16 protein-coding genes are annotated in these 21536 nt (G+C 40.8%); 10 read left to right on the plus strand and 6 right to left on the minus strand.

All coding sequences use genetic code 11. The features are described from left to right. Positions 1–46 precede the first annotated feature (46 nt). Both ACLCEG_RS05150 and ACLCEG_RS05155 read left to right on the plus strand, forming a co-directional pair. Positions 47–940 carry an alpha/beta hydrolase gene (locus tag ACLCEG_RS05150; protein WP_410566354.1) on the plus strand — a complete coding sequence of 298 codons (894 nt, stop codon included), beginning with the start codon at positions 47–49 and terminating at the stop codon, positions 938–940. Positions 941–967: 27 nt separating this feature from the next. Further along, the gene (locus ACLCEG_RS05155) at positions 968–2638 is read left to right on the plus strand and encodes a GMC family oxidoreductase (protein WP_410566357.1); all 1671 of its coding nucleotides are present in this window, start codon (positions 968–970) and stop codon (positions 2636–2638) included. Positions 2639–2703: 65 nt separating this feature from the next. Here ACLCEG_RS05155 and ACLCEG_RS05160 read toward each other — a convergent pair whose 3' ends face one another. From ACLCEG_RS05160 to ACLCEG_RS05170, 3 genes are all read right to left on the minus strand, one after another. After that, a complete protein-coding gene (locus ACLCEG_RS05160; RefSeq protein WP_348884850.1) occupies positions 2704–4902 on the minus strand; it encodes an OsmC domain/YcaO domain-containing protein in 2199 nt (732 codons plus the stop codon). Between the two features lie 252 nt (positions 4903–5154). Further along, on the minus strand, positions 5155–6435 hold the full coding sequence (locus ACLCEG_RS05165; RefSeq protein WP_410566361.1) for an OprD family outer membrane porin: 1281 nt from the start codon (positions 6433–6435) through the stop codon (positions 5155–5157). 31 nt (positions 6436–6466) lie between these two features. Further along, positions 6467–7813 (minus strand): MFS transporter, encoded by a 1347-nt coding sequence (locus ACLCEG_RS05170; RefSeq protein ID WP_410566364.1) that lies wholly within the window; start codon positions 7811–7813, stop codon positions 6467–6469. Positions 7814–8185: 372 nt separating this feature from the next. On the opposite strand from ACLCEG_RS05170, the gene ACLCEG_RS05175 reads away from it, so the two are divergent. The 5 genes from ACLCEG_RS05175 (at position 8186) to ACLCEG_RS05195 (ending at position 14318) form a co-directional block, all read left to right on the plus strand. After that, positions 8186–9871 carry an arylsulfatase gene (locus ACLCEG_RS05175; RefSeq protein WP_410566367.1) on the plus strand — a complete coding sequence of 562 codons (1686 nt, stop codon included), beginning with the start codon at positions 8186–8188 and terminating at the stop codon, positions 9869–9871. A 25-nt stretch (positions 9872–9896) separates the two neighbouring features. Further along, on the plus strand, positions 9897–10850 hold the full coding sequence (locus tag ACLCEG_RS05180; RefSeq protein WP_410566562.1) for a formylglycine-generating enzyme family protein: 954 nt from the start codon (positions 9897–9899) through the stop codon (positions 10848–10850). Positions 10851–10862: 12 nt separating this feature from the next. After that, the gene (locus tag ACLCEG_RS05185; protein WP_410566370.1) at positions 10863–12050 is read left to right on the plus strand and encodes an OprD family outer membrane porin; all 1188 of its coding nucleotides are present in this window, start codon (positions 10863–10865) and stop codon (positions 12048–12050) included. A gap of 234 nt (positions 12051–12284) precedes the next feature. Then, positions 12285–13361, plus strand: a complete 1077-nt coding sequence (locus ACLCEG_RS05190; RefSeq protein WP_410566373.1) for a Rieske 2Fe-2S domain-containing protein — start codon at positions 12285–12287, stop codon at positions 13359–13361. 12 nt (positions 13362–13373) lie between these two features. Next, entirely contained in the window at positions 13374–14318 is a 945-nt protein-coding gene (locus ACLCEG_RS05195; protein ID WP_410566376.1) for a PDR/VanB family oxidoreductase, read from the plus strand. A 41-nt stretch (positions 14319–14359) separates the two neighbouring features. On the opposite strand, the gene ACLCEG_RS05200 is transcribed toward ACLCEG_RS05195, so the two are convergent. From ACLCEG_RS05200 to mhpT, 3 genes are all read right to left on the minus strand, one after another. Next, positions 14360–15052 carry a GntR family transcriptional regulator gene (locus tag ACLCEG_RS05200; RefSeq protein WP_410566379.1) on the minus strand — a complete coding sequence of 231 codons (693 nt, stop codon included), beginning with the start codon at positions 15050–15052 and terminating at the stop codon, positions 14360–14362. A gap of 123 nt (positions 15053–15175) precedes the next feature. Continuing rightward, positions 15176–15631 carry a MarR family winged helix-turn-helix transcriptional regulator gene (locus ACLCEG_RS05205; RefSeq protein ID WP_107973148.1) on the minus strand — a complete coding sequence of 152 codons (456 nt, stop codon included), beginning with the start codon at positions 15629–15631 and terminating at the stop codon, positions 15176–15178. Positions 15632–15702: 71 nt separating this feature from the next. Further along, positions 15703–16935 carry a 3-(3-hydroxy-phenyl)propionate transporter MhpT gene (gene mhpT / locus ACLCEG_RS05210; protein ID WP_049065835.1) on the minus strand — a complete coding sequence of 411 codons (1233 nt, stop codon included), beginning with the start codon at positions 16933–16935 and terminating at the stop codon, positions 15703–15705. A 247-nt stretch (positions 16936–17182) separates the two neighbouring features. On the opposite strand from mhpT, the gene ACLCEG_RS05215 reads away from it, so the two are divergent. The 3 genes from ACLCEG_RS05215 (at position 17183) to ACLCEG_RS05225 (ending at position 21479) form a co-directional block, all read left to right on the plus strand. Beyond that, the gene (locus ACLCEG_RS05215) at positions 17183–18022 is read left to right on the plus strand and encodes a p-hydroxycinnamoyl CoA hydratase/lyase (protein WP_240060746.1); all 840 of its coding nucleotides are present in this window, start codon (positions 17183–17185) and stop codon (positions 18020–18022) included. Between the two features lie 37 nt (positions 18023–18059). After that, positions 18060–19511, plus strand: coding sequence for an aldehyde dehydrogenase (locus ACLCEG_RS05220; protein WP_410566384.1), 1452 nt, complete (start codon positions 18060–18062; stop codon positions 19509–19511). Positions 19512–19592: 81 nt separating this feature from the next. After that, entirely contained in the window at positions 19593–21479 is a 1887-nt protein-coding gene (locus ACLCEG_RS05225) for a feruloyl-CoA synthase (protein ID WP_410566387.1), read from the plus strand. Positions 21480–21536: the final 57 nt, after the last annotated feature.

Consider the following 21536-nt stretch of genomic DNA (forward strand, 5'->3'; position numbering starts at 1 on the left):
TTTTAAGAGATGCTGACTGACATTAGGCTTAGTATGAGTCCTTATTATGAAGCAGCTTCTTGCATGGACTATTCGTACCACGCTACGTCCAGCTTTATCCCCTAAAATCCCACTAAAGCTACAACGTTTTTGTAGCGATGCAGCCAGTGCAATTGTGCTTGGGCCACGTGGCTATCAAACAAAAAAGCAAACAATTGCTCAAGTACCGACAGTCCATATTCAGCCCAAAACGACTCAATCAGGACTCGGCATCTTGTATTTACATGGCGGAGGCTATGTGGTGGGTAGCTCAAAAAGTCACACTAAGCTTGCTGCTCAAATTGGACATGCAGCTCAAGCACAAGTCTGGTTACCTGAATATCGCCTAGCCCCAGAGCACCCAAGCCCTGCGGCTATTGAAGATGTCGTTGCTGTCTATAAAGCTCTACTTGCCCAAGGAAAAGACCCGGAAAAACTCGTAATTGCGGGTGATTCTGCTGGCGGCGGACTGAGTTTAAGTACTGCAATTGCGATACGGGACGCAGGGTTACCATTACCAGCAGCATTAGTTTTACTTTCACCTTGGGTTGACTTAAGCCTCTCTGGAAGCACGATGAAAACTCATGCTGCTCAAGATGCGATGTTGTCAGAAGATTGGTTAACTTGGTGTGCAAAAAACTATTGCGGACAAAAATCGGTAACTGATCCAACCTGTTCCCCACTCTATGCTGACTTAACTGGATTACCGCCTATTTTGATTCATGTCGGTACCGAAGAAGTCTTATTAGACGATGCAAAACGGCTCGCTAAACAAACCGAAAAGTATGGTATTCCGACGAATTTGAAGGTTTATGACCGAGTCGGACATGTTTTTCAATTCCACGCGGGTATACTAAATGAATCTAATGACTCGATTGAGCGCATTGGGCAATTCATTGATAAACATACACAGTCAATATAAAAATATCGCCAGAGAGGAGTCCTCGGCATGACAACAAACAATTATGACTATGATTACCTCATTATTGGTTCAGGCTTTGGTGGTAGTGTTTCCGCTTGCCGTCTAACCGAAAAGGGCTACTCTGTTGCTGTAATGGAAATGGGGCGACGCTGGGAAGCTAAAGATTTTGCTAAAAATAACTGGAATACCCGCCGCTGGATTTGGCGCCCGGGCATGAAACTTTTCGGTTATTTCAACATGCGTTTTTTTCGCCATGTCACCATTATTTGCGGGAACGCCGTAGGTGGTGGCTCAATTACCTATGCCAATACCCTACTGGTTCCACCTGAACATATTTGGGATGAAGGCACATGGGCGGATGCTGCGGACTGGAAAAATGAAATGCCACAGCACTATGCTGAAGCGGAACGTATGCTTGGGGTGACTGATAATAAAATTTTCGGTCCTGCAGACCACATGCTTAAAAAAATGGGCGATGCAGTTGGTGTTGGGCATACGTTTAAGCCGACGCGCGTTGCAACTTTCTTTCCACCCGAAGGTGAACAAGGTGGTAAAACCTACCCTGACCCGTACTTTAACGGCGAAGGTCCAGACCGCGGAACCTGTACCGCATGTGGCGGCTGTATGACAGGCTGCAAACACAACGCAAAAAATACCTTAGATAAAAACTATTTGTACTTTGCCGAAAAAAATGGTGCCAAGGTTTACGAAGAAACCAAAGTCATTGATGTGAAACCACTCAATGGTAAAGCCGATGGCAGCGATGGCTATGAAGTTACGACTGAATGTTCAAGCTCATGGTTTAACAAACAGCGTCGTACATGGCGAGTTCGTAATGTGATTTTCTCGGCATCTTCTTTAGGTACGCAAGAGATGTTGTTCCGTTTAAAACAGTCTGGTTCTCTGCCAAATATTTCTGATGATTTAGGCAACCGAGTACGTACCAATGCCGAGTCGATTTTAGGGGTTCGATTTTTTGGTAAAGATGTCGACATGAGTAAAGGTGTTGCCATTGGTTCAAGTATTTACATTGACCATGACACCCACATTGAAGCGACTCGTTATCAAACTGGCTCAGATGCCATGGGCCTTATGTGTACTTACATGGCTAAAGGCAAACCGGGTTGGACGCGTATTTTCTTTTGGTTATGGGCACTTATTTGCCATCCATTTATTTTCCTTCGCATGAGTAATCCTGTCAGTTTTGCACGTCAGACTTTAATTTTCTTGGTGATGCAAACAGCAGATGCCTCCATCAACATGCGCTTGAAACGTAATTGGTTCTGGCCTTTTGGTAAGGTGTTATCGAGCGAAGGTAAAAAGCTACCCGTGTATATTCCGCAGGCCAATGCATTTACCGAAAAAGTCGCAAAAATGTTTAACGGTCACCCAATGACGACCATTACCGAAATTTTGTTTAACGTACCTTTTACAGCCCACTGTATGGGTGGTTGCGCAATTGCTTCAAGTCCAGAGCGTGGCGTGGTAGATGGACAAAACCGTGTCTTTAACTATAAAAACTTATACGTTGTAGATGGTTCAATGTTAGGTGCCAATTTAGGCGTTAACCCAAGTCTCACCATTACAGCTCTTGCAGAACGCGCAATGTCTTATATTCCGGCTAAACATACTTTGGGTGAGCAGCAAGATGATCAAACAGTGACAGAATCTTTAGAGATCACTAAAGCTTCTGCCTAAAATAGAAATTTGTTTTATAAAAAAAGCCTATTTAAAAATAGGCTTTTTTCTTTCATTTTTTTAAATTACATCGCTACGGCTTTAGCACGAGCTGCATGCAATTTTTTATAGCTCTCGATCAGACGTAAATGGCGATCAAGTCCTTCTAGTTTCATGCTTGTTGGTGTTAAACCATAGAAACGAACACTACCATCGACAGAACCTAATACCGCGTCCATTCGTGTGTCACCAAACATACGACGGAAGTTAGTCAGGTAGTCTTCAAGCTCTAGTTCTTCATCTAACATTACTTCCAGCACCACGTTCATGCACTGATAGAACAAGCCACGCTCAACGGTGTTGGTGTTGTATTGCAAGTAAGTTTCTACAAGCTCTTTTGCTTCGTCAAACTGTTGTAAAGCAACATAAATCAGCAATTTCAGCTCTAAAATTGTGAGCTGGCCCCAAACTGTATTGTCATCAAACTCAATACCAATAAGTGTGGTAATTTCAGTATAATCGTCTAGCTCACATTCTTCTAAGCGCTCAACCAATGCCTCAAGCTGCTCATCATCCAAACGATGCAGATTTAAAATATCTTCACGGAATGAAAGTGCCTTATTGGTATTGTCCCAAATCAAATCTTCAACGAGATAAATTTCTGAGTAATCCGGTACTAAAATACGGCAAGCAGTCGCACCTAAGTGCTCGTACACTGCCATATATACTTCTTTGCCCATCTCTTCGAGAATACCGAACAATGTTGCAGCTTCTTCTGCATTCGACTCTTCGCCTTCGCCAGAAAAATCCCATTCAACAAAGTCATAGTCAGATTTAGAGCTAAAGAAGCGCCAAGAAACCAAACCGCTCGAGTCAATAAAGTGCTCAACAAAGTTGTTTGGTTCAGTGACCGCATTACTTTGGAAAGTCGGTTGTGGTAAATCATTTAAGCCTTCAAAACTACGACCTTGAAGTAATTCGGTCAGACTACGTTCCAACGCAACTTCAAAACTTGGGTGTGCACCGAAAGATGCAAACACCCCACCTGTACGCGGGTTCATTAAAGTTACACACATTACAGGGAACTGACCGCCTAGTGATGCATCTTTAACTAATACAGGGAAACCTTGCTCTTCTAAGCCTTTAATACCAGCAACAATACTTGGGTATTTTGCTAATACGTCTTCAGGAACATCCGGAAGTGCAATTTCACCTTCTAAAATTTCACGTTTAACAGCACGTTCAAAAATTTCTGACAAGCATTGAACTTGGGCTTCTTCTAAAGTGTTGCCTGCACTCATACCATTACTTAAGTACAAGTTTTCAATTAAATTTGATGGGAAATAGACAACTTCACCGTCAGACTGGCGTACAAAAGGTAACGAGCAAATGCCGCGCTCTACGTTACCTGAGTTGGTGTCATATAAATGTGTGCCAAGTAACTCATCATCTGGGTTGTAAATCTCAAGACAGTATTCATCTAGGATTTCTTTAGGTAATTCACCATTTGGGCCTGGTTTAAACCATTTTTCATCTGGATAATGCACAAATTCAGCATTGGCAATTTCTTCACCCCAGAACTGGTCGTTATAGAAGAAGTTACAGTTTAAACGCTCAATGAACTCGCCTAATGCAGACGCTAAAGCACTTTCTTTAGTTGCACCTTTACCATTGGTAAAACACATCGGAGACTGTGCATCACGAATGTGTAACGACCATACATTCGGGACAATATTACGCCAAGATGCGATTTCAATCTTCATGCCCAAATTTGCCAAAATAGCAGACATATTGGCAATAGTTTCTTCTAATGGCAGGTCTTTACCTTGAATAAAAGTATGGCTTTCTGAAGTTAGGCTTGGCAATAACAATGCTTGTGCATCTGCATCGATGCTTTCAACTTCTTCAATAATAAATTCAGGACCCGTTTGAATCACTTTTTTTACAGTACAACGGTCAATCGAACGTAAAATCCCTTGGCGATCTTTCTCTGAAATATCGGCTGGTAATTCAATTTGAATTTTAAAGGTTTGCTTATAGCGGTTTTCAGGATCAACAATATTATTTTGCGATAAACGAATATTATCGGTTGGGATATCTCGAGCGGCACAATACACTTTTACAAAGTACGCTGCACACAATGCTGACGATGCTAAAAAATAGTCAAATGGGCCCGGTGCCGAACCGTCACCCTTATAGCGAATTGGTTGATCGGCAATTACCGTAAAGTCATCGAACTTAGCTTCCTGTCGAAGATTGTCGAGATAATTAACCTTGATTTCCATGCTGGCACCTAAATATTTTTATGTGTCAGCACAGACACATAAAATTCTAAATATTGAAAAATAAGCCGAATCACAGCGAAGAAATTGACTTAAAAAAATGAGAGATTAAAGCCATGTGTTTAATGAACGACTCAATTGGCTTTAATAAGATTGGCGGTATTATAGAGGGATTTTGTGCAGTTGATAACTAAAGTTAAAACATTGCTGCTCACAATGTTTTAACTCGTCTTTAATTTAGTTAAATATTGAACATTAAAATTTAAAGGTGTAATCGACATTTAAACGTGTTTCATTTGTCGAATGAAAGGTCATATTGGTAGGCATATCGTTGCGATAGTGAGAAAAACGGGCTCGCATTCCCAAACCTTTTAACTTACCTTCAGGAATTTTATAGCCCAAATCAAGTTCCATCGACTCCTCTTTAAAACGCTGATCGCCATATTGCAATAAATCAATGTCTTCACCTTTTGCGTAGCGAGTCATAAAACGCAGTCCGTTTAATGAAACATCACCTACCCGCGCATTTTTAAAGTCATATTCGTAACGAATCGAATAGACTTTTTCGTCTTTATTTGAATAGTCCGAACTCATAAAATCAAGCACGACTGGACTTTCAGTTCCCGACAAAAATGGCAAACCAGTCGAGCCAAACGACTGCATGTAGCCCAAAGAAACTGTATGGTTTTGATAGTTCAAACCAAATAAGCCACTAATATGGCGGTTATCGACCTCTCCTATTTTTTTACTTCCCGTTTCTTCACTATTAAAAAAACGCACGTCACTTAAAAAGTTAAGCTGGTCATTTAAAGGCTGTTTGCCGTTAAAACCTAAAAACTGTTGCTGGTAAATGTCTTTCAGTTCAGCATGATAAGCACGTAAACGGTAATCCTTTAACTGATAGCTTCCACCTAATGTATAAAAAGAATCGGTAGTTGCCGCTTTGTCAAAACGATGGTTGATATTGTCTGTTCCAACATCGGTATAACGGATTGAGTCACGTTGACGCACTTCGTCGACATAAAACCCTTCGAGTTGAAGGTTTGGAATTTCATTTGAAACAAAGCGAATACCGCGATAAGTCTGAGGGAACAAACGCGCTGGCGATGAAAATATGGTTGGTAATTGCGGAACTAAATCCCCTACAAAAAGCTCATTTTTTCTAAATTCAGCCTTCCCTGTAATGCCTATTTTTCCATAATAATCGTCACGTGAGTTATCAGTATTCACTGGAAGTAAGCCACTACGCGCATAGTCATCAGCCCGATTTCCCATCAGGTTAAAACCTGCCATTGCCAGTACATCTACACCAAACCCAACCGTACCTTCAGTATAACCAGACTGTCCTTTAAAAATTAGACCCTGCGCCCAATCTCTAGCTGCTGTATAGGGATATGGGTCTTTTTTATAGTCTCGGTCAAAGTAAAAATTACGTAGTGTCAGCTCAGCTTTACTGTCTGAAATAAACTCGGCATGCACGACTTGACTAAATAATGGGCACAAGCATACCCCCACCCATAATGGTGTCTTTTTCATTTTTTATCTCAACTATTTAATTTTTAATGGATTAAGGTGCTGTTTTAAGAGAGTGGTTTTGCTCTTTTTGACTGCGGTAAAAAGCACTGCCCAAACTTAAAATCAGGAAAATAGCCAAAATAAAGACCACACCGTAATAGGCATACAGTGTTGCGGGTGCTATACCTTTATCCAGAAAAATGCCTGCAACCGTTGGCGATAAAATTGCCCCAATTCGTCCAAAACCAATTGCATAGCCCACGCCACGACTACGAATTTCAGCATCGTAAATTGTTGGTGAAATAGAATATAAACCTGCTACACAGCCATTAATAAGTGTGCCAAGTAATAACCCAACCATGAGTGCAATACTGACTTGAGATGAGACTGCGACAAATAGGAAAACACATGCCGAGGTTAGACCTAAAAATAGACTTAAGGCATAGAAAATTTTCATACGTGATGCTAATAAACCAATAATGGCTGCCCCGAAAATCCCGCCAATACTAATTAAAATGCCAGTACTTACACCTTGGTGTGGCGACATCCCCATTGAAATAAGAATTTTTGGTGTCCAGCTCATCACAAAGTAAAAGCCAAACATCACCAAAAAGAATGCAAACCATAAACAAAGTGTTTGAAATCCAAGTTGTCCAGCAAACAACTTGCCCAGTTCACTACCATTTTGCGTGCTGATTTTTTCATAATACGGCATAACTGGTAATTCGTTTAGCCCCATACGATTTACAGTTGCATTAATTCGTTCTAGTGCCTGTTTTGGTCGTTTCGCGAGTAAGTAATCTAAAGATTCAGGTAATAACCATGCGCTGATCAGCAGCATTGCAATGGTAGTAATGCCACCTGCTAAAAAGATTGAACGCCAACCCAAATGCTCAATCAATGCCAGTGATAGTACTCCGCCAAGTGTCGCACCAATTCCATAACCAGTAGACATTAAGCTCACAGCAAGACTGCGCCAACGAGCGTTGGCATACTCACTTGCCAGTACATTACTACTCGCAAGAATGCCTCCCACCCCAATTCCGGTAATAAATCGAAGTGCTGCCAACATGCCGTGGCTTTGTACAAAAGCACAGCCCAACATACTCAGACCTGCAATAACAAGACAAACTAAGATGAGTAAACGGCGACCGATTTTATCGGCTAAAGGTGCAAGAAAAATGGAACCGGCAGCCATCCCAAAAAGACCTGAACTAAGCAATAAGCCAATTTGCGCCCCTGAAAGTGACCATTCTGCTGACACGGATGGAGCGGTAAATGCCATTACCATCACGTCAAAGCCATCAATAATATTGAGACAAATACAGATCAAAATGACGAACCATTGATAGCGGCTCATATTGTTTTGATTGATCTCACTTAGAACGTCTCTTTCCATTTGTGTATCTCCCTTGGATAAGACATACACACGACATTGCTGATATAAGCGATTGGGTGGTTATGCACATCCGTATCCATAATGACCTAGAGGAATATTTATTTTTTGAGCATCCTGCTCTTTTTCTATACTGAATATTTGGATCCAAAAAATCAACTAAAATTATAAATGGATTATTAGAAAGTATATAAACACATAAATTATATAAGTATAAAATTATTAAAAACATAAAATTAGAATGCTTTAATATTTTTATGGATCCATATTAAAAAATCTATTATGATCGATTCCAGAGCATTTTTTAGTCAAAAAAAGCTCCGTTTATTTCTAGGAAATGCAAGATGCATTTAGAAACTTCAAAGGATTGTTGTTATGAAACTCAAAAGAGTAAGCCAGCTTACATTGGGACTTTTTTTTGCCAGCCAATTGTTTTACACAACGCAAGCAGCACCTCCAAAAAATCAACAACCACCCAATATCATGATTATTTTGGCCGATGATCTTGGCTTTTCAGATATTGGCGCTTATGGCGGCGAAATTAAAACCCCTCATATTGATAGCCTATTAAAGCAAGGAAAAATGCTTTTTAATTTTCATGCTTCATCAATGTGCTCACCTACCCGCGCACAGCTTATGACAGGTGCAGATAACCACTTGGTAGGTTTAGGTGCGATGTATGAAACGTCAAAACGACAAGAAAAATTGGTTGGAGCCGATAGCCCGCGTGCACTCCTCAAAATTGATGGCTATTCAGGGCACTTAACGCAAAATGCTTACACACTCGCAGAGATTTTAAAGACAAAAGATTATTACACCTTCATGGTCGGTAAATGGCACTTAGGCTATGCTCCCGACCAAAACCCTAAAGCCCGTGGTTTTGATCAATCTTTTGCTCTACTCGATGGCTTCGATTTACACTTCAAAGACCAGCCTAAAAACTATCCGCGTAATACCCAATACACAGAAAATGGTCAAAAAGTCACACTGCCTGATAACTACTATTCGACCGACTTTTTTACACAAAAAGCGTTTGAGTATTTAGACAAAAATAAAGCGCAAAAACCATTTTTTGCTTACTTAGCCTATACCGCTCCACACTGGCCAATACAGGCACCTGCTCATTACAGAGACTTATATAAAGGTAAATACGATCAAGGCTACGATGCAATTCGAAAACAACGCTTTGAGAGACAAAAGCAACTAGGATTAATTCCTGCAAATGCAGAATACCCAGTCGAACGTGGCAATCAAGCTTTAGGCACTAAAAGCTGGAATGAACTGACATCACAAGAGCGCAAATACGAAGCGCGTAAAATGGAAGTTTATGCGGGCATGGTTACCCAGTTAGACGACCGTGTGGGTGATGTCATTCAATATCTTAAAAAGCATCATTTATATGACAACACTTTGATTGTGTTTATGTCAGATAACGGCGCTGAAGGTGGTGACCATAATTTCCCAATGGGTGATGCCGACAATCGCTATGAAAATATAGGTAACGCTAGCTCATATCTATACATGGGACCACGTTGGGCCGAAGTCAGCAGTACACCATTTACTTACTGGAAATCAGCCGCTTCAGAAGGCGGAGTACGAGTTCCATTTATTGTTAAATCGCCTGTACAAATTTCTAAACAACGTGGAATTAACAATAACTTTGCGACAGTCAGAGATATATTCCCAACCGTTATGGAACTAGCGGGTATTCAAAATAATCAAATCTATCCAGCTTCAAGCACTAAAATTAAACCCTCTGGTTTTAGCCTAATTCCTGCTTTTAAAGACAATACAGCCCGTATTCGCCCTGTTAATTATTATGACTTCAAAGAATTACATGGCAGCCGCTACGCCAAAACTGATGAATGGAAACTTGTTGAAAACTCGCCTTCTAAATTTAAGAGTCATGGCTGGGAACTCTACAATTTAAAAACAGATTTTAATGAGCAACATAATGTTTATGCAGCCCATCCTGAGATCGTCAAAGTCTTAAATGACAAATATTTAAGATATGCCAATGAAAACGGCGTTGTGGATTTTGAGCAATACAACAAAAAGTAGAGAAAACCAGATGAAACAAATCATAATGCTTTCATCTTTCCTCTTACTTTGTGCATGCCAAAAAACTACACCTCGACTAGAACAAAATCCTTTGCCCGACCTAGGCACTAAAGCTAAATGTCCTTCCTATTCAGGCCTTCCTTCGGGATGGCCTAACAATAAAGAAGCAGGCATGGTTAAACTTCCGCAAGGAAAAATTGTTTTAGGCACCACACAAGGTTATGAAGATGAACGCCCATTAAACTTACAGGCAACTTCAGTTCCCGCTTTTTTAATTGATGCAACTGAAGTCACCAACGCTCAATTTCAAGAGTTTGTTAAACAAACGGGTTATGTCACCGATGCAGAGAAGCAAGGCGGCGCAGCTATGTTTGTACAGCCAGATCATCCAGTTGAAGAACTACAATGGTGGCGATTTGAAAAAGGTGCCAATTGGAAACATCCATGGGGCCTAAACAACCCTAAAAACCCTGCGCCTCATGAACCTGTTCGCATGGTGACATGGAATGATGCCTACGCTTATGCAAACTGGCTGGGTCATGACTTACCGACTGAGCTTGAGTGGGAATATGCAGCCAAAGGTTTTCAGCAAAATTCCGATATTGGCCCTACCCACGAAGGCCATATTGTAGCCAATTTCTGGCAAGGCGAATTTCCTTATAAAAACATTCAGGAAGATGGTTTTAAGGATGTTGCCCCTGTCGGTTGTTTTAGTAAAAACCCCTTTGGTTTGTATGACTTGATTGGCAATGTATGGGAATGGACGCAAACACCCTATACAGGACCACGAGATCACCATATGGGAGATCCATCGAAATATCGGCAAAGTCACGAACAGATTTTGCAATACACGATTAAAGGTGGGTCTTATTTATGCGCAACCAACTATTGCGCGCGTTATCGTGCTGCCGCGAGGCATCCACAGGAACTCGACCTTGCCACCAGCCATGTCGGATTTAGAACAGTAAAACGCTTTTAAACGGATTTAAAAATGAAGCATATTTTTATTTATGGGATTTTATTCTCAGGGACAACCCTTGCCTGCTGTTTAGCTCATAGTGAAGCAGATGTTAACTTTCAAAATATACTCACACTCAAAACATTTAACTTCGACAGACAATATAAAAATAGCACTAGCCCCGATACTCATAGCTTGAGCCAAGGCTTGATTTATCGTGGCGACTGGTCAACCAAACTGAATGAGGTTCAACTACACCTCAATCCTAGCATCCAATATGCTTATCGCCTAAGTAACGACCAACACACCAATGACATGGTCATACCCTTTGACCCTAACACCAAGAAACAAGCACAAGACCAAGTTAAATATGGCTTAGGTGCTGGAGTTGAATATCAAAACTTTCGCATGAATGTAGGTGAAATCACTCCTGATTCACCACTTACTCCACAAGTGGATACACATCAATTACAAGTGAACTATAAAGGCTTGGAATTAAAATATAAGACACCGCAACAAAATTTCGAGCTGGGTTTGATTAACCGTTATTCACCAAAAAATGAGGAGGACTACCACAAACTTGCCATTTCAAAATATGAATCTGACGGACTCTATTTCTTTCAATGGGATGGCAAAACACCTCAATATAATTGGAAATTTTATAATGGTTACTTAACAGATCTCATCAATCAAAGTTACTTTGCCTTTGATTACCAATGGTCAAAGCAGCACACTACAAAATTACGTGTGTTTCGCCACGATGATGTCGGCAAATCAAAACTTGGAGAATATGACAATACATCTGTAGGGGCTATGCATTTCATTAAACATGGCAACTTTACAACTGGAATTGGCTACCAAGAAAACTTTGGCAAAGATGGTATTCCAAAACTCGACAATATGCCCATCCCCCATATGGTGAACTGGACCTTAGGTGCGTTTACCAAAGCAGATGAAAAGTCGTATCATTTCGTTGCCTCGTATGACTTTAAAGACTATATCAAGGGTCTAAAAGTGACCTATAAATATATTTATGGCGATTCATTTCAAACCATGAATCAAAATGATTTTGAGCAAGAAAGTGATGTGTTGATTCAATACGACCTAAATGCTTGGATTAAAAATCTTAAGTTTCTGTTCTTAAATATTAATTACGATACCAAACATGGCAAAAGTCTAGATGAACAGCGCATGATGCTTCACTACACTGTTAATTTCTAAATTTTCACTCTCCATAATGGCTTAACCACAGTCATTATGGATCCAAATTAAGATAAATAAAAATTTCAGCCATAAAATTTAAAAGAAACACAAAAAGCCTTCATCAACATTAAAACACATGCACAATGACCACACATAAAGATCAATATTTTTTAAAAAATATACTGCTTATCAATTGACCAATATTTTTATTTATTATAAATTGGATCCAATAAGTGATAAGGAGTCGTCACAATGTTTATTAAAAATGCTTGGTATGTAGCCTGCCGCCCAGAAGAAATCCAAGACAAACCGCTAGGTCGCACCATCTGTGGTGAAAAAATCGTTTTTTACCGTGGTAAAGAAAATCAAGTTGCAGCCGTTGAAGATTTTTGTCCGCATCGTGGTGCCCCACTTTCACTGGGTTATGTCGAAGATGGAAACCTCGTATGTGGTTATCATGGACTAGTGATGGACTGTGATGGAAAGACCGTCTCAATGCCAGCTCAACGTGTAAATGGTTTCCCTTGCAACAAAGCATATGCAGTTATTGAAAAGTTCGGCTTTATTTGGATATGGCCAGGCGAAAAAGCTTTAGCAGATGAAGCAAAACTGCCAACTTTAGAATGGGCAGATCACCCTGAATGGAGCTATGGCGGAGGTCTGTTTCACATTCAATGTGACTATCGCTTGATGGTCGATAACCTGATGGATTTAACCCACGAGACTTATGTTCACTCAAGCAGCATCGGACAAAAAGAAATTGATGAATCATTACCAGTCACTAAAGTTGATGGTGATCATGTCATTACCGAACGCTACATGGAAAATGTGATCGCACCCCCATTTTGGCAAATGGCCCTTCGCGGTAATCACTTGGCGGATAATGTACCAGTTGACCGTTGGCAACGTTGTCACTTCTTTGCACCAAGCAATGTGCATATTGAAGTAGGTGTCGCGCATGCTGGCCATGGTGGTTATCACGCACCAAAAGACAAAAAAGTTTCCTCAATTGTGGTCGATTTTATTACGCCAGAAACCGAAACCTCACACTGGTATTTCTGGGGAATGGCACGTAACTTCCAGCCAGATAATGCTGAACTCACCGATCAAATTCGTGAAGGCCAAGGCAAAATCTTTACTGAAGATTTAGAAATGCTTGAGCAACAACAACAAAATATTTTAAACAACCCACATCGCAAGTTACTCATGCTCAACATCGACGCAGGCGGTGTACAGTCTCGTAAGGTGATTGAGCGGCTGCTTGCCGAAGAAAATAAAACACCTCCTGAAACGTCCACACAGAAGTTTCCAAACATTCGGATTATTTAAAGGAGCATGAACATGGACGTTATTATTCAAAAAATTCATCAGCTCACCCCGACTATTCGTGCATTTGAATTGGTTGCAGCAAATGGTACAGCGCTGCCGAATTTTGAGGCAGGTGCACATATTGATGTGCATCTTAAAAACGGTCTCACCCGCCAATATTCACTTTCAAATTGTTGCAGTGAAAAGCATCGTTATGTCATTGGTGTTTTACATGATGCCAATTCACGCGGTGGTTCACGTTGCATCCACACTGAATATCGTGAAGGTGACCATTTAAAGATTGGTAAACCACGTAATTTATTTGAGATTCACCCTCAGACAAAACAGGCAGTTTTATTTGCAGGTGGTATTGGTATTACCCCTATTTTATCGATGGCGTATCGACTTAAGTCGGCCAATATACCTTTCGAATTGCACTACTTTGTTCGTAGTCATGAAATGATTGCCTTCTATGGCAACTTGACCGAGCACTTTGGTGACCAAGTTCATTTTCATATTCAAGATCAACCGGACACTGAATGTAATATGGCAGAGGTTTTGGGCCAAGCTTCACCAAATAGACACTTATATGTATGTGGGCCTACAGGGTTTATGCAGTTTGTCATGAGCTCAGCCGAACAAGCTGACTGGCACAGCGAACAGTTACATCAAGAGCATTTTGTCGCTCAAAAAGTAGATACATCTAACGATGAAGCTTTTACCATTGAAGTTAAAGGTACGGGCCGTCGAATTGAAGTATTACCAGAGCAAACTGCTACTGAGGCATTAATTGCAAATGGTTTTGATATCCCAGTTTCATGTGAACAAGGTATTTGCGGGACCTGTATTACCCGCGTAGTAGAAGGCACTCCTGATCATCGAGATATGTTTATGACCGATGAGGAACATGCTTTGAACGACCAATTTACGCCCTGCTGTTCTCGTGCAAAAACTAAAAATCTTGTGATTGAGCTTTAATTCTTGAGTTCCTTTATTCAGAAATAAAGGAACATTTCACCTTAAGCGCTGAGAACATTTCTTAGCGTTTCACCCAAAATCACCACGCTACTGTGCTCACGCATTAAAGTCTCAGCACGCCCTGCCTGACGATGTACCAACGCATCGAAAATCGAACAATGCTGCAAATGTGCATAGTGCAAACGGCGATATTCTGACAAAGCTTGGTTCTGGTCATAGGTAATGGCTTGGGCAGAAGCCATTGGTAATTGATTGTTTTTCGCTAAGGCTTGTATGAGGGCAACGTTTTGTGCGCCCTCAATAATGGTGTCATGAAAGATGACGTTAAAATGGTGATAACGTTCTAGTTCAGCATCGCCAAACTCGTCTTTATCATTAAATAGTTTTTCAGTTTCTTGAATGCAATGTTGCAGCGTCTTTTTCTGCTCTTCGCTTAAGCCTTGTTCTGCCAAAGTTTTCGCAGCCAACCCTTCGAGCACACCACGCACTTCAAGCGCATCATGAACAAGTTGTTCTGAAATTTCACGAACAGTATAACCACGAGTTGGGTTTTTAATGAGGAGACCTTCTTGTTCGAGCAACCGAAAGGCAATACGAACAGGCTGCCTTGAAACACCAAGTAACTCGGCAGTAGGAATCTCGGCAATTCTGACACCGCCTTCAAGTTCCCCTGAAATAATCATTTTTCTTAGTTTTAGTAAAACTTGTTGTCCTGAAGACATTCGCTGCCACACATCACCAAAAACGTCACTTCGATGCTAGCAAGTTCATTTGTAAAATGAAATAAATTTTCTGTGTGAATCAGTGCTTAAGCATGTTTACTGCGTTTAATAAATTAAATTGCAAACTACCTTTTATCAAAGGTTTTTAAGATTATTCACCATAATATCGAGGTTATTACGAATTAAATAAGCCAAGTTAATATCAATGCCTTCAAGCATTTTTTCTTCGACTTTTAAAACCACTTCATTACATTTATTTAGCTTTTCAATACCACTTTCAGTCAGCGTAATTAAAATACGGCGACCATGTGTTGGGTCTGGTTTTTTCTCAATCCAACCATTGACTAATAAATCTTGCAAGATTTTGTTGGCAGATTGCGGCTTTATAAAAGAACGCTCAGCGAGCTTAGCATTGGATACATTACTTTTTGAAGCTAAAACAGAAAGTGCAGTAAATTGCGGTAAGGTTATTTCAAGCTCTTTTAAATGTTCTGTTAAATGTTTACTAATAATTCGGTCAACACGAGCAATCATGTAACTTAACTTAGGCTCATCTTCTACTTTTTTTGGAACTAAATTCGAACGTACCATAACCTTTCAATCATCATAAGAAAATCTGTAGTGAAAGTATGAGGCTCTACCCCCCATACTTTCGTTAAAACTTAGCGAGCACCTGAGCTTTGTACTAAATGTACAGGCTGTTTAGGTTTTTTGACAAGAAGTAATGCAGAGATCGCTGCAATTAAAATCACTGGAATGCTTGAACCAATTACAATGGTCGAGCTTTGTCCAAGCGAGAGTAAAAATCCTGCCATTAAAGGCCCTGCAAAAGAACCAATACGGCCAATTGCAACTGCTGAACCTACACCAGTTCCACGCATTTCGGTTGGATAATACATGGCCGCCAGACCGTACAATGCCGATTGTCCGCCCACAATAAATAAACCACAACCCACTGCCGAAAGTGCAAGTAAAGCCACGGTCGGAGAAATTGCTAAACAACAAAGCGAAAATAAAATACCTAGATAAATTAGTTTAATTACAAAGCTCATACGTAATTTATCAAGCAATACGCCCATCAGAACCGAGCCTAAAATTCCGCCAACGTTGTAACCCATCTGCACATAGTTTGCCTGAAGTTTTGATAGACCTTGGGCACCCATCAGCAATGGCAACCAGTTCAACAAGAAGTACAGCACCACCAGCGTACAGAAAAAACTTATCCAAAGCTGAATCGTCGACATACGACGTTCTTTCGCAAATAAAACTTCCAAAAATGGTGTCGTTTTTTGCGCTTGAACTTTACGTTGTAAATAGTCATTTGACTCAGGTAAAAAGCGCATAATCAGTGGAATGAGTAAAATAGGCGCAATCCCACCAATATAGAAAATATGACGCCACTCTGCATCGCCTGCCAACGACATAGCAACCACAGAAGTGAGTAATCCGCCAAAAGGAATGCCGCTATACATAATACTCACTGCGGTGCCTTTGTGCTGGTCAGGTACAGCTTCAGAGGCAAGTGTAATCATCATCGGGAGTGCTCCACCCATTCCTAAACCTGTACAAAAACGAATGAGTAACAGCAAACTGAAGTTAGCAGCATAAGCCGTTAGCAAAGACATAATTCCAAAAAGTAAAATACTAAAAATCAGAATTTTCTTACGCCCAACAATATCGGCAAATCTGCCGCCTAATATGGCACCTGGTAGTGTTCCTAAAATTGCAGCACTAAATGCCCATGCCATCTGGGCATTGTCTAACATAAACTCAGCCCGCATTCGTGGAGCGGCTACCCCCATTGATTGAAGATCAAAACCTTCAAAAATTGCTATGGCAAAGCACAGTAGCAACGTGATTTTTGCCCTTGAAGGCTGTCCTAATATTTTTTCCATTGTGTTGTCCTTTATTGACTAGTCGTTCCATTTAGCCTTTTGTGTATTATTGTTTAACACACCAAAAATATCAGTTAAACTTACTAAAAAATCAACATATTTTTATGTTAAATTAATTTAAATAATAATTAATATTTAAAATACAATGAATTAAAAAATATTTATGAAATTTTATAAAAAAGACTTGAATGTAAGTTTAACTGATATTAGATTAAATCCCATAACAGCTAAAAATCATTCAAGGAGTATGAAGATGAGTTATGAAAACCGCTGGGAAACAGTAGATGTTAAAGTTGAAGATGGAATTGCATGGGTCACCCTAAACCGTCCGGAAAAGAAAAATGCCATGAGTCCAACACTCAATCGCGAAATGATTGATGTGCTCGAAACGCTTGAGCTTGATCAAGATGCGCGTGTTTTAGTTTTGACGGGTGCTGGTGACTCTTGGACAGCGGGTATGGATTTGAAAGAATATTTCCGTGAAGTCGACACTCAGCCTGAAATTTTCCAAGAACGTATTCGCCGTGACTCATGTCGCTGGCAGTGGCAACTTCTTCGTATGTATTCAAAACCAACCATTGCTATGGTCAACGGCTGGTGCTTTGGAGGCGGTTTCTCACCTTTAGTAGCTTGTGATCTCGCAATTGCAGCAGATGAAGCAACTTTCGGTTTATCTGAAATTAACTGGGGTATCCCACCGGGCAACCTTGTAAGCAAAGCAATGGCTGATACCGTAGGTCATCGAGCATCTTTGTATTACATCATGACGGGTAAAACCTTTAGTGGTAAAGAAGCTGAAACGATGGGCCTTGTAAATAAAAGTGTACCGCTTGAACAATTAAAAGCAGAAGTGACTGAGCTTGCAAACTGTCTACTTGAGAAAAACCCTGTGGTTCTTCGTACAGCTAAAAATGGATTTAAGCGTTGTCGTGAACTCACCTGGGATCAAAACGAAGACTACTTATATGCCAAACTCGATCAATGTATCCACCGCGATAAGGAAAATGGTCGCCAAGAAGGTTTGAAACAATTTTTAGATGAAAAATCAATTAAACCGGGTTTACAGAGCTATAAACGTACTGGTTAACTTTTGATTCTCTAATGGCAAAGTAAGGACACAACCCATGCAAAATGTACAGTTACTTATTCACGGTCAATCTGTTGATGCATCAAATCAGGCAACTTTTGAGCGTATCAGTCCTATTGATGGATCGGTGGCAAGTAAAGCTGCTGCAGCAACGTTGGAAGATGTTGATCGTGCAATCGATTCGGCACAGCAAGCTTTTAAATTATGGTCGAAGCTCTCGCCTACCGAACGTCGTTTACGCTTATTAAAAGCAGCCGATTTAATGGACCAAAAGACCGAGCAATTCATTCAAACTGGAATGCAAGAAACAGGTTCAACTGCAACATGGTATGGGTTTAACGTTCACCTTGCTGCAAACATGTTACGTGAAGCCGCAGCCATGACTACACAAATTGACGGAAACTTAATTCCGTCAGATGTACCGGGCAATCTTGCAATGGGTGTGCGAGTTCCTTGTGGTGTGATTGTTGGCATTGCACCTTGGAACGCCCCTGTCATTTTGGCAACACGTGCGCTTGCTATGCCTTTGGCTTGTGGTAACACAGTGGTGTTAAAAGCCTCTGAAGCTTGTCCAGCAACACATCGTTTAATTGGTGAAGTGTTACATGAAGCAGGTTTAGGTGAAGGTGTGGTAAATGTGATTACACATGCCGCCGAAGATGCACCACAAATCGTGGAACGTTTAGTGTCTCATCCAGCTGTGAAGCGTATTAATTTTACGGGTTCAACCAAAGTCGGAAAAATTATTGCCGAGACTGCTGCTAAGTATTTAAAACCTGTTTTACTTGAATTGGGTGGTAAAGCCCCTGTCGTAGTTTTAAATGAAGCTGACATTAATGAAGCCGTAAATGCAGTTGCTTTTGGAGCATTCTTTAATCAGGGGCAAATTTGTATGTCGACCGAACGTGTTTTGGTTCAAGACAAAATTGCCGACCAGTTTATTGAAAAGCTGATTGAGAAAACCCGCTCTATTCAGGCAGGTAATCCAACTTCAAAAGACAATGTACTGGGTGTTTTGGAAAGTCGCCGTGCTGCAAACCGTATTCAGCATTTGCTGGAAGATGCTCAAAACAAAGGTGCCGATTTACCTTTAGGTATTCATATTGAAGATACCACCATGCAACCAACACTCGTGCTCAATATTAAACCTGACATGCTGCTTTACCGCGAAGAATCATTTGGACCAGTATGCACAGTTCAACGTTTTTCAAGCATTGAAGAAGGCGTAGCACTGGCAAATGACAGCGAGTTTGGTCTGTCTTCGGCAGTGTTTAGCCAAAATATTTCACAGGCATTAGAAGTGGCTAAACAGATTGATTCGGGTATTTGTCATATTAACGGCGCAACCGTACATGATGAAGCTCAAATGCCATTTGGCGGAACAAAATCGAGTGGTTACGGACGATTTGGTAGTAAAGTCTCTGTTGCTGAATTTACCGAACTACGCTGGATTACCATTCAAACCCAATCACGTCATTACCCGATTTAGTCAGGGTAATGCGGAAAACAACATATTAAATAAAAATTGCATGATGCAAAAAATAAAGCGCAGTGATGCGCTTCCCATGGAGTGAAAGAAATGCAAATGAATGCCACTCAATCACAAGACCGCGAACGGTTCGTAAAATTAGGGCAACATGATATTCATTATCACCATAAAGATGACACGCTCTATATCAGCCCAAAAGAGCAATTAAAACCGTATCCACAAAAACTGACAGATCGGTTAATTCATTTTGCACAAACCAAACCCGACCATATTTTTGCAGCAAAACGCAATGCTCAAGGCGAATGGGTCAAACTGAGTTATGCAGAAGTTTTACAACGTGCATGGCACATTGCTCAGGCATTACATGACCGTAATTTAAGCCAAGAACGACCACTCGTTATTTTAAGTGGTAATGATCTCGAACATTTAACGCTGTCTATGGGTGCCATGTTGGCAGGTGTACCTTTCTCTGCTATTTCACCCGCCTACTCTCTGATTTCCCAAGACTTTGGCAAACTCAAACATGTGTTTGAAGTGCTCACTCCTGGTATGGTCTATGCCAGTGATGGACAAGCTTTTGCCAAAGCGATTCAGGCATGTATTACGCCTGATATTGAAGTAGTGACCAATAAAGGAATTGTAGGCGATCAGATCTGCACATCTTTTCAGTCGCTATTAGATACGCCAGTTTCAAATGTACAAGAGTTTTATCAAACCCTTGATGAAAACCAGATTGCCAAATTTCTGTTTACATCAGGTTCAACCAAATTGCCTAAAGCTGTACCGACCACGCATTTAATGTTGTGTGTTAATCAGCAAATGTTATTACAAACTTTCCCTGAGTTTGAAGAAACGCCGCCTGTCCTACTCGACTGGCTGTCTTGGCACCACACATTTGGCGGCAGTCACAATGTCGGCATTGCGCTCTATAACGGAGGCACCATTTACATTGATGATGGCAAACCCGTTGCAGGAAAATTTGACGAAACCATTCGTAATCTCAAAGAAATTTCTCCAACCGTTTATTTAAATGTGCCAAAAGGCTGGGAAGAACTCACCGAAGCGTTAGAAAAAGATGAAGAATTAAGAGATCGCTTTTTTGCCAAAGTTAAAATTTTATTCTTTGCAGGTGCAGCGCTTTCAGAAGCGGGCTGGAACAGACTCGATAAAATTGCTCAGAAACATTGCAGAGAAAAAATCCGCATCATGAGCGGATTGGGCATGACAGAAACAGCACCCTCTTGTGCATTTACCACTGGTCCGCGCGTGATGGCTGGCTTTATTGGCTACCCTGCTCCGGGATGCGAAATCAAGCTAGTGCCATGTGGTGACAAACTTGAGTTTTGCGTTCGTGGCAAACATGTTATGAAAGGCTATTGGCGCTTAAAGGCAGACCAGCAAAGCATTATTTTTGACGACGAAGGGTTTTTCCATACAGGCGATGCTGTTCGTTTAGTCGACATCAATGATCCAACCAAAGGACTGATGTACGACGGACGAATTGCTGAAGACTTTAAACTCAATACGGGTACTTTTGTGAATGTGGGCACACTACGCAATAAAGTACTCATTCAAGGTAACTTACTGATTCAAGATGTCTGCATTACTGGTTCAAACCTGAATGCGGTTGGTTTTTTGATTTTTCCAAAATTAGAAGCGTGTGCTCAATATGCAGGCCTTAAGCTTAGTGAACATTCTGCAATAGAGATATTGCAACACCCTAAAGTCCAGCAATGGTTCCGCCAATTTTTAACCACCTTTAATAAAGATGCTACTGGAAGTTCAAATACAGTCTCTATGCTTTATTTAATGACTGAGCCACCTCAACTCGATGCAGGCGAAGTGACGGATAAAGGCAATCTCAATCAAAGCAGTATTACTAAACGTCGTGCCGCTTTCATTGATGAGCTTTATCAAAAGCAGACTGATAACCCGCTGATTATTCGCGTACCCACCTTAAAGCAATAAGCGATTGAAATAAAAAAGGAAGCTCAAACTTCGGTTTGAGCCTTAGTCCCACTTTTG

Source organism: Acinetobacter sp. H1(2024) (assembly GCF_046557555.1).
Taxonomy (GTDB): domain Bacteria; phylum Pseudomonadota; class Gammaproteobacteria; order Pseudomonadales; family Moraxellaceae; genus Acinetobacter; species Acinetobacter seifertii.

Bases quoted from the DNA above. Each gene is read 5' to 3' on its own strand.
- ACLCEG_RS05190 (WP_410566373.1), top strand. From the start codon at position 12,285: ATGTTTATTAAAAATGCTTGGTATGTAGCCTGCCGCCCAGAAGAAATC.
- ACLCEG_RS05220 (WP_410566384.1), top strand. From the start codon at position 18,060: ATGCAAAATGTACAGTTACTTATTCACGGTCAATCTGTTGATGCATCA.
- ACLCEG_RS05160 (WP_348884850.1), bottom strand. From the start codon at position 4,902: ATGGAAATCAAGGTTAATTATCTCGACAATCTTCGACAGGAAGCTAAG.
- ACLCEG_RS05180 (WP_410566562.1), top strand. From the start codon at position 9,897: ATGCTTTCATCTTTCCTCTTACTTTGTGCATGCCAAAAAACTACACCT.
- ACLCEG_RS05215 (WP_240060746.1), top strand. From the start codon at position 17,183: ATGAAGATGAGTTATGAAAACCGCTGGGAAACAGTAGATGTTAAAGTT.
- ACLCEG_RS05155 (WP_410566357.1), top strand. From the start codon at position 968: ATGACAACAAACAATTATGACTATGATTACCTCATTATTGGTTCAGGC.
- ACLCEG_RS05205 (WP_107973148.1), bottom strand. From the start codon at position 15,631: ATGGTACGTTCGAATTTAGTTCCAAAAAAAGTAGAAGATGAGCCTAAG.
- ACLCEG_RS05150 (WP_410566354.1), top strand. From the start codon at position 47: ATGAAGCAGCTTCTTGCATGGACTATTCGTACCACGCTACGTCCAGCT.
- ACLCEG_RS05165 (WP_410566361.1), bottom strand. From the start codon at position 6,435: ATGAAAAAGACACCATTATGGGTGGGGGTATGCTTGTGCCCATTATTT.
- ACLCEG_RS05175 (WP_410566367.1), top strand. From the start codon at position 8,186: ATGAAACTCAAAAGAGTAAGCCAGCTTACATTGGGACTTTTTTTTGCC.
- ACLCEG_RS05170 (WP_410566364.1), bottom strand. From the start codon at position 7,813: ATGGAAAGAGACGTTCTAAGTGAGATCAATCAAAACAATATGAGCCGC.
- ACLCEG_RS05185 (WP_410566370.1), top strand. From the start codon at position 10,863: ATGAAGCATATTTTTATTTATGGGATTTTATTCTCAGGGACAACCCTT.
- ACLCEG_RS05195 (WP_410566376.1), top strand. From the start codon at position 13,374: ATGGACGTTATTATTCAAAAAATTCATCAGCTCACCCCGACTATTCGT.
- mhpT (WP_049065835.1), bottom strand. From the start codon at position 16,935: ATGGAAAAAATATTAGGACAGCCTTCAAGGGCAAAAATCACGTTGCTA.